The organism is Sphingobacterium anhuiense (genome assembly GCF_042686355.1).
Classification (GTDB): Bacteria; Bacteroidota; Bacteroidia; order Sphingobacteriales; family Sphingobacteriaceae; genus Sphingobacterium; species Sphingobacterium anhuiense.
This window is the reverse complement of the sequence record NZ_JBHUPE010000007.1, coordinates 174,970-190,059: the sequence shown is the minus strand read 5'-3', so window position 1 is coordinate 190,059 and position 15,090 is coordinate 174,970. Positions and strand designations below refer to the sequence as shown.

General features: G+C 35.7%; 11 protein-coding genes. 9 read left to right on the top strand and 2 right to left on the bottom strand.

Annotated features, from left to right (window positions below; all coding sequences use genetic code 11):
- Window positions 1-46 precede the first annotated feature (46 nt).
- Window positions 47-646, bottom strand: coding sequence for a hypothetical protein (locus ACFS6I_RS17525; RefSeq protein ID WP_380922524.1), 600 nt, complete (start codon window positions 644-646; stop codon window positions 47-49).
- Window positions 647-1,915: 1,269 nt separating this feature from the next.
- Window positions 1,916-2,284, bottom strand: a complete 369-nt coding sequence (locus ACFS6I_RS17520) for a VOC family protein (protein WP_380922522.1) — start codon at window positions 2,282-2,284, stop codon at window positions 1,916-1,918.
- Window positions 2,285-2,647: 363 nt separating this feature from the next.
- Between ACFS6I_RS17520 and ACFS6I_RS17515 the strand changes: the two genes are divergently transcribed.
- The 9 genes from ACFS6I_RS17515 (at window position 2,648) to ACFS6I_RS17475 (ending at window position 15,077) form a co-directional block, all read left to right on the top strand.
- Complete coding sequence (locus ACFS6I_RS17515) at window positions 2,648-3,754, top strand: helix-turn-helix transcriptional regulator (protein ID WP_380922520.1); 1,107 nt, start codon at window positions 2,648-2,650, stop codon at window positions 3,752-3,754.
- 564 nt (window positions 3,755-4,318) lie between these two features.
- Complete coding sequence (locus tag ACFS6I_RS17510; protein ID WP_380922518.1) at window positions 4,319-5,485, top strand: HEAT repeat domain-containing protein; 1,167 nt, start codon at window positions 4,319-4,321, stop codon at window positions 5,483-5,485.
- Between the two features lie 11 nt (window positions 5,486-5,496).
- Window positions 5,497-6,933, top strand: a complete 1,437-nt coding sequence (locus tag ACFS6I_RS17505) for a glycosyltransferase family 2 protein (RefSeq protein WP_380922516.1) — start codon at window positions 5,497-5,499, stop codon at window positions 6,931-6,933.
- On the top strand, window positions 6,926-9,742 hold the full coding sequence (locus ACFS6I_RS17500; RefSeq protein WP_380922514.1) for a tetratricopeptide repeat protein: 2,817 nt from the start codon (window positions 6,926-6,928) through the stop codon (window positions 9,740-9,742). Before ACFS6I_RS17505 ends, ACFS6I_RS17500 begins: the two co-directional genes overlap by 8 nt.
- Window positions 9,743-9,776: 34 nt before the next feature.
- Entirely contained in the window at window positions 9,777-11,834 is a 2,058-nt protein-coding gene (locus ACFS6I_RS17495; protein ID WP_380922512.1) for a DUF4838 domain-containing protein, read from the top strand.
- A gap of 43 nt (window positions 11,835-11,877) precedes the next feature.
- Entirely contained in the window at window positions 11,878-12,363 is a 486-nt protein-coding gene (locus ACFS6I_RS17490) for a DUF1573 domain-containing protein (protein ID WP_380922510.1), read from the top strand.
- A gap of 142 nt (window positions 12,364-12,505) precedes the next feature.
- On the top strand, window positions 12,506-12,928 hold the full coding sequence (locus ACFS6I_RS17485) for a hypothetical protein (RefSeq protein WP_380922508.1): 423 nt from the start codon (window positions 12,506-12,508) through the stop codon (window positions 12,926-12,928).
- A gap of 84 nt (window positions 12,929-13,012) precedes the next feature.
- Window positions 13,013-14,599, top strand: a complete 1,587-nt coding sequence (locus tag ACFS6I_RS17480; RefSeq protein ID WP_380922506.1) for a helix-turn-helix domain-containing protein — start codon at window positions 13,013-13,015, stop codon at window positions 14,597-14,599.
- Between the two features lie 244 nt (window positions 14,600-14,843).
- Window positions 14,844-15,077 (top strand): hypothetical protein, encoded by a 234-nt coding sequence (locus ACFS6I_RS17475; RefSeq protein ID WP_380922504.1) that lies wholly within the window; start codon window positions 14,844-14,846, stop codon window positions 15,075-15,077.
- The last annotated feature ends 13 nt before the right edge of the window (window positions 15,078-15,090 follow it).

Below are 15,090 nucleotides of genomic sequence, written 5' to 3'. Positions count from 1 at the left end.
ATGATCAAATTTTTGAGATTTTTTGCTTAAAACAGAACTTTCAATATTAAATTTTACTGTAAAGGAAAACAGTTCTATTAGAGGTCTTCTTATCGTTATTAAGACGCATGGATGGTTCTTTTTTAAGTGTAGGGCCTACATATTTACGTAATAATTCATAAATACGTCCAGATTCAAGTGGAAAATCAAAGTCTTTGGTAAAGTCATGTACCATGTCAGCAATTGATCTTTCTGTATGGAAATAATCTGTATGTAAAGTAATGTATTTGATCATATCACGTTCCCACTTATTGCCAGAGCCCACTGGTTTTTTGTGAAAAATAATATCATCTTCTTTTATTATCTTTTTCTTTTCCAGTATGTATTGAGCAGCGAAAGTATTCGCTTTGTTTTTAATCTTTTCACTGATGATTAAAGGGGTATTGGCTGTAAAGAAATCGCTCAGTAATATATCGAAAGGCTCACATATTCTATGTAAGGTTTCTACTGATATTGGAACTGTTCGACTATGGTAGGTTCTAAAAGTACTATAACCAATTTTTGAATAGGCAGCGAATATTTCTAGATCTAATCCTGTTTCTATCATGATTTCATTAAAACGTTCTGAAATGAATTCTGCTAGCTTTTTATTTACTGTTCTTGCCATTTTATTGTATGTAAAATATTTTTGGTTATTATATTTGTTTATGTCGTACAGATTTTTTATATTTGTTTAACAATCAGTTATCTGATTAAAGTCTCGTAAATGAAACGGTCAAAATTTATGAACATGAGACAATGGGGCAAGGAGCTCTCTTTATTTGCTTTGCAGCAGAAAGAAAAATCGACCCCTATTGGAAGCGATGTTCAATGTGTTTGGCCGGTACTTTATAGGCGGTAGAAATAGTGGTTTTTCCCTTTTTTAAGAGCTTCTATTTTCTTCCAGTGGACTTATTATAACTGACCAATTTTTAACCAAGAAATGATGAAAAGAAAAGGGTTCAAAAATTCATTTTTACATCCGCAGATCATTGATGAGATAGTGCGGTACTTATATGACGGGTTACTAAAAAACAAGATCCGGCAACCTGAATAGTTTGCAAAACATTAAAACCAAAGGGGCTTATCTACCTATGTGGATAAACAAATGCTTTATTTATAAAGAATTGTTTGCCTTGCCCCTTGTTGGTTTTCCCGATTCATTTATGCATAATCCTGTCATTAGCACTAAACTCTTTCTTCTTTTATTCTTCGAACTTTAAAAGTACTGAAATATTTTTTGCTAAGCAAAGACACCGTTGTAATACGTATAGATTTTTGTGTATTTGAATCGGTTTTTATATAAAATTTTAAAATATAAGATCAAAGATCAATTTACCAGCAGCGATATAGATTAAAAATTGCATTTTCATTTCCTGTTTTTTAACTGTTAAGTGAGCGCAGCGTTCATATTATGTTGTTTGGACTAGGCTTGATGTAAATTTTAAAACTTAGTCAAGCGATTTCTTTGGTTTCATTAAGTAGAATTAACTTGCGAAAAAATGATGAAAAAATGTAAATGTAATAACAGTGTGCTATTCTGTAAGAGAAAATTTTTTCCGACATATAAATTGTCAACTGGTCTACGTCCAGTAACTGACCAAGACGCACATCGATTGAAGAATGTTTGTCCACTAAATTATAGGTCAAGGATCCTTTGCCTCAATTTGAAAGGAAAGAAAATTCAAAATAAAGATTGGCTCACTCTTCGTACCATAAGTGGACCTATTTATGTTGTTTATGCGTAAAAGGGATCTCGGATCAAGGCTATGCTTATATGTAAATAATGTTGATATTTAAATTAGAAGCCCAGCTGCTCTACAGGCGCAGCAGGACTTGTTACGACGTTAATAAACAAACCAAAACCATCCGAGAATTTTACGTAATATGTACATTTCTATTCGGATATAATTAAGTAATATCCATCCAGATCTCTTAGTAAAAATTGATTTTTGAGTGAATTTTCATTATAATGAATTTCCTTTTCAATAGTTGCATTCACTGCTTTTGCATGTTCAAATTTGACATACAAATTATCCACTCGAAAGAAAAGTATTAATCCATTTCCATTATCTTTTACCGATTGTAACATGGTGGGGTGATCATGCTCTCCCCATTTATGTAAACAAAGGACAACATGATTTTCACTGGTTAATCTATCAAATGTATGACCACCGTGTTCACTTTTACAGCCTAATAGTTTCTGATAAAATTCAGAACTTTCATGTACACTCTTGACTGCTATAATTGTTTCAGTTTTTACCATACACGTTTTTATTTCTTAAACTAAAATACTTACTTATTATTTCTGCTTCCCTTTTTTAAAATGTAATCGGAAAGAAAAATATATTTATTTCCGAAAGTATTGGGGGAAGAGTTAAAAATAAAAATATGAAGACAGTTTCAGATTTTCCATAATTGTACATAAATTAATTATTGTAATAGTTGTTCATCTTATTCTCATGTATCTCTTTGTAGTTTTTTGACTACAAGTTCAAAATATACTCGTTGTTAAAGGGAATTGTTTCTCTTTTTAGATTAGATTTGGTTATAAATTATACCAATAGATAAGAAATTAAGATATCCCCTTTTTTGTCTATTGACAAATTGATCTTAACCTAATTAGAATATGTTATTGACCGTGCTCACTGTACTGGTGTTATCCTTAGATACCATTTTTATTTTTATTGGAATAGGAAAGGAAAGCAAGAAACTTCATCGTCACCTTGTGATCATACTTTTTGTGGGAATATCCCATTTGTTATTTGGATACATGTCCAGCTTTTTTTATTCGCAATGGTTATACCTGATTTTATCTTTTCCTTTAGGTCTTCTGTATGGTCCTGTGTTTTTATTGTTAGTAAATGATTTAGGAATTACTAAGGGTAATCTTAGTTTTTGGAAGCATCTAATCCCGTTTTTCCTTACCTGTATCTTCTTTATCTTTTTGACACTAAATTCTTCTCTTCGGTATCAGTATCATTTTGAGTATTCGATTTTTCTACATTTTTTAACATTAGTTCAGATGGTCGGGTATGTCATTATACTGTGGCCTCTGATTGTTTCTTATGTGGCTAAATTGCCAAAAGGGATGCTTAGAAAAGAGTTGTGGTTTGGGACATTTTTTGTCATGCTGATTTTATTACTGCAATCAGTATGGAATATCGTTGAAAATAAAAGCAATATCAATCACCACAGAGAAATGATGGTCATGCTCTATATGTTTTTTATATTTTCAATTTCATTTTTATTGTTTGCGTGCGGGAGAGCTACATGGAGGGAACAAAGTCAAGCTGAAGTTCGGGACGTAGTGCAGTGCCATCTGTTTTCATTACCAAGAGAATCTAAAAAAAGAACTTCTGCAAGAAAAACGAATTTAATGACTAAGGAACAGGAAGTGGGTTATAGAAAAAGAATCGAAAATTTTATAGAGACTTTAGCATTTCTGGATGCTGATATGAACAAAGAAAAGTTTTGCAGGCTTGTGGAAATACCCAGTTCACATGTTGCATCTTTTTTAAAACAGGAATTTGATAGAGGTTTTAATGGATTTATAAATCAGCTTCGCTTGAATTATGCCGCCAGGCAATTGAAATCGGACCATCTTATTTATACCATTGAAGATCTTTCACTCATCTGCGGCTTTAGTTCCAGGGCTTCCTTTTATCGGAATTTTCAGACCGAATTTGGCTGTTCACCCCATCAATTTAGATTTGAAAAAAAATCTGTAATATAAATTGTTGTACGGAACATGTATAACCGTGCTATTTTATTAGGGCTGTCCATTCGGGCTTGTTCCTGTTCCATTCTTATTAAAATCTAATTCGCTCCTAGAATAGCGATGCCGCTCTTAACAATTGCGCTATAGCGGAAAATTATACCTGAAATTTATTATAATTTATTGGACAGATTTTGATAGTAAAACGATTTGATTTTTCTTATTGAGATTACTTTGTTTCTTGATGCCTATACGGAAGAAAGTAACCTGAATGTCTTATTTTAGGATACCCCATCTGCTACATTTATTGTGAAACATTTGCTTTTAAATGTAAACTTTATCTCTTTTGTTTTTATTGTGAATGTTTTTATAATGCTTTAAAATATTGTTTTGTAGTTGTTTATGATTGCTGTCGTCCTAAGTTAAGATTGATAAATTCCCGTCGGCAGTATAATTTGAGACATCCGGAACCAAAACAAAATATAAACTTTGCTAAGAAGTGTGATGGAATATTTTTACCGCACATTCCATAATATTTTATGTGACAAGAAAATAAATTTTACCAAAAATAAAGAGCATTTTATGTACTACGATTATTATTTCTACTATTTGAGCTACTTGAGTTCGCTGTACAATGGTTATCCCTTGATTATTAGAATGACCGTATTTATGGTGATGATTCTGGCACTGTTAACAGTTTTTGGAATGTTACGATTGGCTTATATCGGAATCAAGATCCATTTAAGAGAAAAGGGAAAAGTGAAAACCAAAACTCATTTCGAAGAGAAACTAATGTTTGTGATGAAAAGTAAAACGAATTATGATGTGGAGGAAATACAGCAACTTTTAGAATATGATATTGCCAATACCAAACGTTGGAATCCAGAAATGATTACTGATGTTGTATTGACGGTTAAGAATACGGTGTACAAGCAGGGTGAATTAAACGAAATTAACTATAAGAATTGTTTGGCTGTTCTGAGTCTTATGGGCTTTTGGGAGAAAAGAATTCGGACTTCCGGTGTAGATAGAAGAAAGGTTGCGCTACAGATCGTTGGTGATATGGACAATGGTGTGAACAGTGGTGTACTTTCTAAATCAACCTTTCATAAAAACCGTTATATCAGAAAAACCGCACGAGATCTATATACGAGTCAGGATACGTATAATCCTTTTAGATTTATGGAAGAGAATTTTGATGAGGAATTTACACAGCTCGATAAACTGAGATTACACGCGACGTTGGTCAAAAGGTCGATTTCAGGAAAATTACCGAATCTAATGCGATGGGTCAATAGTTCAAAAAATCCCAATTATATCCTGTTTATTTTAAAGGAAATTGGGCATTTCAAACAATATGAAGCTGCGCATTCCTTAATTGGATTTTTGGAAAAAAATGAAAATAGAGATGTCAGAGCTCAGGTTGTGCTGACTTTAGGTGAGCTACAGTACCATGAATGTGCCTCTGATCTGATTGCTCGGTATGCATTGGAATCTACAGTGGTGCGGGGTGCAATAATCAAGACTATGGGTAAGTTTGTCGGAAAGACCACATTGGCCTTTCTGGTCGATGCTTACAGGATAACAGAAGATGCCAATACAAAACTTCTGATCGCTAGATCCATTAGAAATCATGGCCATGAGGGTGATGTTAGGTTAAAGCAATTAAAGGGAGAAATTCAGAATAATGAAAGGGAGCATATCCTTTTGAATCAGGTGTTTGCCGAAAAAACAATGGTTTCACGCTAACTTAATTAAACATGGTTTATTTTTTTACCTATATCATTTACTTCTATGCTACCGCGCTGGCCCTTTTCTATGTGCTGCTAATGGTGCTGAGTTACTACAATACACTCCGCTATCGTTATAGATACTCGATAAGAGAAGAGCATTATCTTAAAAGTTTTCCGGATGAAGCACCTGGAATTTCTATTGTTGCCCCTGCATTTAATGAAGAAGTTATTATTTATGACAGTGTCAACTCGCTCTTAAATCTTGATTACCCCAAGTTTGAAGTGATCATTGTAAACGATGGAAGTAAAGACAAAACATTGGATATTTTAATCGAGGAATTTGAATTGGAGGAAGTGCCTTATTTTTATGTGTATAAAGTGTACTGTAAGCACGTTAAACGAGTTTTACGATCCAGAAATGAGGCATATAGTAAGTTGATTGTTGTCGATAAAGAGAATGGTGGTACCAAGGCCGATGCCATGAATGCAGGTGTAAATATTGCCCAGTATGACTATTTTATCAATACTGATGTGGACTGCATCCTGGCGGAAGATACTTTATGTAAGATTATACTTCCGGTACTGGATTCGGACAAGCACGTGATCGCTGTTGGTGCGACCATGCGTATGGTCAATAGCTGTACGATAGATAAAGGCCGTATCACCCGTGTAAAGCCACCTAGTGGATTAATTCCTCTGTTTCAGGAAACAGAATATCTCCGTTCTTACCTCGTAGCAAAAATGGGCTGGTCCATGATCAATGCCGTTCCTAATGTTTCTGGAGGATTTGGACTTTTTGATACACAGGTTGTGATTGCTGCAGGAGGGTTTGATTCGGCTTCGCATGCTGAGGATATGGATATGACTGTCAGGATGATCGCTTACATGCGAGAAAATAAGCGTCCATATCGGATCGTGCAATGTCCGTATAGTCTTTGCTGGACTGAAGGTCCGCCCAATCTAAAAGTGCTAAATAGACAACGTACCCGCTGGGGACGTGGCATGCTCCAGTTTATCATCGATCATAGAAAATTTTTTCTCAACAGAGATTATGGAAGATTGGGATTTTTGGTGATGCCTTATATTGTCTTCTTTGAGTTTTTAGCCCCAATAATAGAATTTACAGGCTTTCTGTTCATGATATTTTTACTTATCACAAATCAGGTGAATTTTGACACGTTCTGGATGATGTTGCTGTATGCTTATCTCATCGGGCTATCGGTATCGGTTATTACGATATCGTATGATCTGGTACTGGAAAAACTTTACAGAAACTTTTCCGAATATTTTAAACTGGTATTTTTTTCAGCTTTTGAAGCGATTTTATATCACCCATTGGTGGTTATATTCACTTTAAGGGGATACATTCAATATTTAACCCGGAGAAATTTCAAATGGGGTCAAATGACCAGACAGGGATTCTCTCCATCCAATAACGCTAATACCGCAAAAAACAATGTTTAACAGATTTAAATATTTAAGAGTACTGATTGTAGTCTTCGGATCGTTATATTCCTGTCAGCCAATTTATGCACAACGTGCAGGAACGACCAGCGAACGGAACGAGGATGCCTATCAAATCAACGAGCTTTATAAACAGGGAAAATGGGAAGAGGGTAAAAAACTTGCAACGGAATTCTTGAATAAGAACCCAAAGGATGCTGATATGCGGATGCTCGTCGGGAAATATCACCTCAATAAACAGCAATATGAACAGGCAAGATATGAACTGGTGAAGTCTTTAATGTATGCTCCTGCAAATGTAGATGCCAAACACATGCTAGTGGCTGTGGAAACTGAAACACACCGCTATTCCAGTGCAATCTGCTATATCAATGAGCTGCTGGAAGTCAATCCTTATTGGAAGGGTTTGTGGCGAAAAAAAATTGAACTATACAGAATTATGGGAAACCATGTTGAGGCAGATCGGCTGCTTAAGCGTATCTCACAGATCTATCCCGAAGACCGTGAGTTGAAAAATGATCAGGCTTATATGCTGGATAAGCGACTTGTGGAAGTGAAAAAATCGGGTAGGATCGATGAAACGATTGAGATGTCAAGAAAAATGATAGATGAACAGCCCCGTCAGGCTGATACTTATTTTTCATTAGTCAATCATTATATCAAAGCTGGAGATTATAATAATGCGCTGATCTATGCCGAAAGAGCATTGAATCAATTTCCGAGAAATAGCGATTTTGTGCAGAAAAAAATAGCGATACTGCACCACCAGCAGCGGTATCCCGAAATTCTGGCTTTTTTGAATATGGAAATGAAAAATGGTACAGAAAATTTGCTTTCGCAGTATAACTATTTTTTAATGGAAGCTGCCCGAAATGCCAAAAATAATGATCCTCTGACTTTATATGGAAAGATTTTCGAAGGATCACCGGGAAATAAGGAAGCTTTTGATTATGTGTTTAATGAACAGCTTGCAAAAGAACAGTATGGAGAGGCAATCGATGCTTTGAATAAGCACAGACGGAGTTCCGGAGATAGAAAAGATCTTGATATGAAGGAACTTGAGGTTTATAAAAAGATGGATGCTCATGCTAAAGTAGCCACATTGACCCGTGCATATATTGTGAAATACCCTGGTGATGCCGATCTTAAAGAATCTTATGTGGCGATTATGCTCCAACAGGCTAAAGCGAATATGCTGGATGGCAAACCGAGGCTGGCCGTGTCGAACTGGAAGGAAGTGATACAGCATGGAGATGAGGCTGCTGTAATAGTAGCGCAACAAGGTCTTTTTAGTGCTTATTTCATGGAGAACCGATATCAGGATGCTATTGTCGTATTGGATGATATGTTCTTAAACAATCCGGGAGATGCTGATCTGATAATGAAAAAAGCAGATCTATATAATAAGCTGGGACGTCTTGACTATGCACTTGACTTATATGAACAGATCCTGCAGGCAGCGCATGCTCAAGATCGTGAAAGACTCATTATTGGATATGGGGAAATGATCTTTCCATGGATAAAAAAATTAAAAGAAAGCTATCGTCTTACCGAAGCCCGGAATTTATCGCAACGCTGGGTTTCTATGGATGAGAAGAATACTGAGGCTTTACTTAACTTGATCAATCTTAGTTATCAATTAAAAGATTATGAGGCTATGTTACGCTATGCGCAAAGAGGGGTTGAACTGCACGGTGAAGAGGTAACTTTTAAAATCAAATTAGCGGAAGCAATGAATCACAGCGGAAATAATTCCGGAGATTCTTGGACATTATTGCATAGACAGGTGAAACAAAATCCATTTCATGAACCTTTGCTCAATACATTTGTGAGTACGACAGAAGATTATGCGGGAAGGCTACTGAAGGCGAAAGACCATAACAGGGCTTTATTGACAATTGATACTGCGCTTTATTATCGCGGCAATAATAGGAGCCTGAAGTATATGAAGGGATTGGCTTATGAAGGGCTTAAGCAATATGATTCGGCTTATAATTATCAAAAATTTTATGAACCTGCTCTTGTGGAAGTAAAAGATTTTAAAAATCATCTGAATTATCTGGGACAGAAATCACTTCGAAATTATGTTGGAATTTCGCATCTAAGGGCAAGATTCGGAGATGACTATGTGATATCGTCGATTTCTACAGTTGAATATACTCGACTTGTCCATACGGGGCCATCATATACTGGAAGGGTTAATTATGCTGGAAGAGATGAAGGTAAAGGAATACAGGGGCAGTTTGAGTGGTATAATCCTTGGACGTCAAAGCTAGCTACTCGTATTGATATTGCTCTTTCGAATAAATTCTTTGCAAAAATGATGCTAAATGCGGCTGCTTTATATGAATGGAAACCGAGCTGGGAAGCTGAAGCCGGAATAGGATATAGGCGTTTCTTTTCAGGGCAAAATTTACTGAATCTGAATCTGGGAATGACGAAAGAAATAGATGATTTCCGTTTGGGAGTTAAACTAAGCAATTTCTTGCTCGATAGCGAAGGGGAGCGTTTCTATCTCTATAGTCTAGGTGCAAAAGCGCAGTACGTTATGGGTAATCCCCGAAATTACATCATGGCACTAGGCAGTATTGGGAATTCGCCCGATATTGATTTGTTGAACAATCAGCTGTACAATAGTTTTAACGTATTCAATGCAATGGTCGGTGCTGGATTGGGACGGTCTATAACTAAAAATGTTGGAGCAAGCGTAATTGGAACCTGGTACAATTTTCAAACAGATAAATCCTCTATTGCGACGACGTATCGTAATTTGTATAATTTATATTTTCAGCTTCATGTCTCGTTCTAAGGTAATCATATTGTTTTTATTCTTCTTTCCTTTTATGAGCAATTGTCAGGATAAAAGCAGTGGGTTTAATTTTTCTAAGGATCAATTTCTTATCGCTTCAAATGGCGATAAAGAAAGTGCAGAAGCGGCAGATTATTTTTATCGTCATCTTGTGAAGAGAAGGGAAAAGCAAAATACAGTGACGTTTCAACGTTCGGATACACAGAACAACGCATCTACTGGGAATATGATTTATTTTGAAGTAGTTCCTGATCTAAAGTACGATTATGAAATTGTCAATGAGAAAGGTAAATTATCTTTTTTTGCCAAAGAAAGGGCAACTCTGAGGTGGTTGTCTTATCTATTGATTGATAAATTGGGGCATGATCACCATTTGGATGTTATGGACCTTCCGCCAAACTATATGGATTTTAAAAGTCGTAAGGCTAATTTTCATATGAAATATCGTGAGCCTCATCTGTTGCCGAATCTAGATGATGATTATTCCGGAATCTTGCTTAGCCATAGTATTGACAGGGATTGGGGCTTATGGGGGCATAACTTGAAAGATGTGTTTTCTGAGGGTATTCCGGAGAAATCCTTAGCGGAAGTGCGGGGAAAAAGAATGCAAGAACAGTTCTGCTTTTCATCGGAGGAAACTTTTCAGGCTATTTCAGATTTTGTCATAGATGCTTATGGTCATGGAGAAAAGGAATCAAAATGGTTTATGATAAGTCCAAATGATAATGATCTGGTATGTACCTGCTCATTATGCCGTGGTCATGGAAATACGGATAAAAATACAACAGAATCAGTGGTGTTTATGTTGAATAAGCTTGCTCTGAAATTTCCAGGGCACTATTTCTTCACGACAGCATACAGGACTTCCATACAAGCTCCGCGAGGTAAAGTCAAGGATAATGCGGGAATATTTCTGAGCACCATCAATCTGCCCAAAAATCCGAAGTTGGACACAGGTGTGTCTGAGATCCAGGATTTTTCGGATCATGTGAAAAAGTGGGCTTCTAAAACCAACCATATATACTTATGGGATTATATCTCGAATTTCGATGATTACATTACACCGTTTCCCGTGCTCGAAAGAGTAAAGTCACAGATGGAATATTTTTCAAAATTAGGTGTAGAAGGAGTTTTTTTAAATGGAAGCGGATATGATTATTCTCCCTTTGATGATGTGAAGACTTATGTGCTAAGTGCAATAATGATAGACGAAACCCTTTCGGTAACAGCCTTGGTGAAAAATTATTATCAAAAGTTTTATCCCATTACAGGAAAGCTGTTGGCGTCATATCTCTTGGATATGGAAGCTGCTGTTCTTAAGAAAAATATTGCCACTGATGTTTACGGTCCTTTCCGGTCGGCATCTTATTTTGATTCTGATAAATTTATATCCCTATACCAAAACCTACTTAAATGTGTCCCTAAGCTATCTGGTGATGAGCAGTTTAAGATAGATAAACTGCTGACTGCTTTGAGTTATACTCAATTACAGATTGCTTATCATCAAAAAAATAGAAAGAATGGTTTTTTTGAAGATGAAGAGATATACAGAAAAAGATTGTCGAAATATATGGATTTTGAACATCTGATTAAATATAAAGAGGAAGATGGAAATCTAGCTACCTATCTGGTAGCATGGGATGATTTGATGAAAACTGATTTTAAATTAACTGCTTTTGTCAATCCAAGTGTAAAGGGACTGGCTTCGGATAAAATCTATCATGATGCGCCCCTTCTGATAGACAATCTTTCCGGATTTACGAGTGACTTTAATCAAGGCTGGTTTTTAACTGGAGAAGATATAGTAATAGCTGGGTCTGCTAATTTGACAAAGGAAGTTTCAGAAAGAATATCCATACGGTTTCTAATTGATAAGAAGCATCGAATGGCAGTGCCCGATCAGGTAGAAATTTTTGCAGATGCAAAAAAAATTCTGGTATGTCGCGGGCCAGATTTCAATATCGGAGCTCAAGTAGCATTGTTGGATAAGAAATTTGTAATACCAAAAAATACGGATCTACAGTTTCGGATTTATAGGAATAAAGAAATTAAAAAATCAGTGATAGCTTGTGATGAAATACAATTATATTAATTACATTTTTTTAACAGGAATCGTTTTTCTGTTAAGTTCGTGCATGGATATTTCCAAGAGGAAGACAACCATGGAGATTGAAGACAACGATAGACATTACTACCCTGTGTTGGCAGGTCAACAGCAGGATCTATCCTTTAATTTAAAAAATACCGGTAAAAACCCTTTGATGATTACCGATATCATCACTTCTTGTGGATGTCTCAAATTGGAGGATGGAAATGGAACATTTTCGGTACCTCCGGGAAAGGAAAGACTACTGACCTTGAGTTATAATAGTTCGAAAAATGTTGGGTATGTCAAACACTATATAACATTGTATGGAAACTTTAAGGATGCTCCATCTCAGGAAATTGTATTTGATGTTCATGTCGTACCAGATGCGATGTATACCAAAGATTATGAAGAATTATATGCTGATGAAATAAAACGTCAAGGTGGTCTAAAGAGGCTCGTGGACGGAGCTGAAAATAATAAAGGATATTATATCGATGAAGATTCGGATAAAAATATACACAGTAAGCACTAATAATAAGAATTGTTACGTATTTGTTAATTTATTGTGCTGATTATTAATTTGTTAATTTATTTTGTAATTTGTATTATTGGGTGGGTAAATTTAAATATGGATATTTAGCAACTGGTTAAATAAAACGTAGCTACTATTATCTATGATGATGAATTCAGTATCTTATGACCCGCAAGAACTGTTGATAATGTTAATGGAGATTGAAGAAAAACTTAAGTCTACCATTGCAAAGAATTGTCCAGATCAAGCTATGGCCATATGTGATGATCTGGATAGGGCATTGGATGATTTTCTTCAGCTTGAGGATGTGAGAAATAATGAAATAGGATATCTGTCGTCTCAGCTGGCCTATCTTCATTTACTTAGAGAAGTGCAAAAGGCTATGGATATCGTTATCAATACCAATAATCTAAGGGCTTTCCATGACTTTAGGCTAACGATTAAACAGGAGGATCAATTGGCTTCTGGGCCGATACGACAATGGAAATTCAGGGATTTAATTCTTGCAGCCATTTTGGGAGGAATAGTGGCAACTGCTCTGTTTTTATTTTTTGTATTGCCATAAGTTAAGCTGTTCATCGATTCTTTTTTTCCTAGTAAATACCCCCCTCTTAAAAAATAGTTTACGTTTTTTGTTAACCATTTTCTTATGAAATCAGTTAGTTTTTTCATTTTTCTATTTTTTTGGTGTTTTATTGTTATTCGTGCTCAGGTGGAGCTACAAAGTAACTTTAATAAACGTTACCTCGATGTTATTGTTACTTTGGTTGCTTCAGATATTAAAGAGGCCCACCGGGTGGCAGACTCCTTAGCGCAGGTAGCGAATACGGATGAACAAAAAATCAAAGCTTATATGCTGTCTGCTAAACTTGATGAAAATGCTGGCAATATGAAAGGATGCATTTTGAATGCCATGCGGGCAGATACTATTTCAAATGCAACATTAAATTTTTCTTGGCAAGCCACTACTTCGGGCTTTCTGGCAACATCATTCAGGCAATTGGGGTTGTTAAAGGTTTCAGAACGATACCTTTCTAAAGCAGAGATTGCAAATGAAAATCAATTGGATCCACAGCAGAAAATGCTTACTAAGATCAATATTTTGCATGAACGTGCTTTCCATTCTTTTGAACAGAAAGATTTTACGGACGCAAAAAAACATTTGAAAGATGCCTCTTTATTGATCCATATTGATGGCGATGAGGATAGCAAAGCTATTTTGATCAAAGCTACCAATGATCAATTAATGGGAATCTGTGAATTTAACCTAGGAAACCTGGTCGCCGCAGACTCATGCCTCGATGCTTCGTTAAAAAAGATCGGAAATGTAGAAAGTAATCTGAAGCCTTATATCATAAGAGCAAAAGCGGATGTAGCACTGGAAGGAAATAATCTTGGTGAAGCTTTCGCTTACCTGAATAAAGTAGATCCTTACCTAGCTAGTGGGGATGTTAAAGAATTGAAAATGTTAACGTATGAATCATGGGCGAAGTATTACCAGAAAATGGGGGATATGCAGAAGGCTTTAGAATTCACAAGCAGAGCGATTGGTATAAAAGGCCAGCAAGACCAGGTTGCTAAAGTAATTTCGGATGATCTTATCGAGATATTTAATGTAAAAAAGCAATATTATCGAGATAGATATACTCTGGCAATCGGTGTTATTCTTTTGATTGTAGTGATTGGAGTTTTATACTTTTTGAAGTGGCAATCGGTCTCTAAGGGGCAGTATAATGTGATCAGTGGTAAACAGAATGATGTGGAGCCTGTTAATATTCAGTCGTTTAAATCTATTGAGACCATTTCCGTTGTGATCGATAAGCTGGAAAACAGTGATGCCATTAAGACAAAGGAAATTAATATATCAAAAAACACAGAGGAACGGTTGTACAGAGAATTTGTCAAGCAGGAAGAGACCCAATTCTTTTTGGAGAAAAGTATGACATTGCAGGAACTGGCTTCCCGTATGGGAACAAATATCCGGTACGCAAGTTATGTCCTTCAAAAATTTAGGGGTAAGGACTTTTATAATTATCTTCAGTCAAGCCGGATTGAATACATTATTTTAAAATTAAGAACATCACCTGATCTTTTTGAGTATAAAATTTCGTTTCTAGCAGAGATGTGCGGTTTTACTTCACTGAGTAGATTTTCAAGCGCATTTAAAGAAGTGACAGGAATACCCCCTTCGGCATTTATTCATTTAGTAAAAAAAGAAATGGATCAAAAGAAATAGTCTCAATTATGTACTCCCTAAAAAAAAGTTTCTTTTAATCGAAAATTATAACGGTCACATTTTTTCAGACGGATGGTTTTGCCTTGTCAATTGTATTTTTTGCACTATTGGAATGAAGTATTTGTATGTCGAGTCCTTAAGAATATTAATATGAGACAGTTTAGCGATATATAATGTTCTCAATTAGTGTTTGTTTTGTATTGATGAACAGGGAAATTGTCGTAATAACAAGCAACATTTAACGATGAGAAAGATACCTAAAGAAACTAAATTGGAAGCGGTTCGTGCAATAGTACGTGGAGAGCTTTTGGTCAAAGAAGCGATGCATCTGTATCATATTAAACATGAAAAAACAATTATTGGATGGATTAAATTGCTGCTTCCAGAAGTGAAGGAAAACTGTAAGCGGGTGCTGCTAGCTAAAGCTGTTGAATCTGCACCGACTTTGATTAAAAAGGATAATAGCGTAAATAAATAAGCAACGAGATATT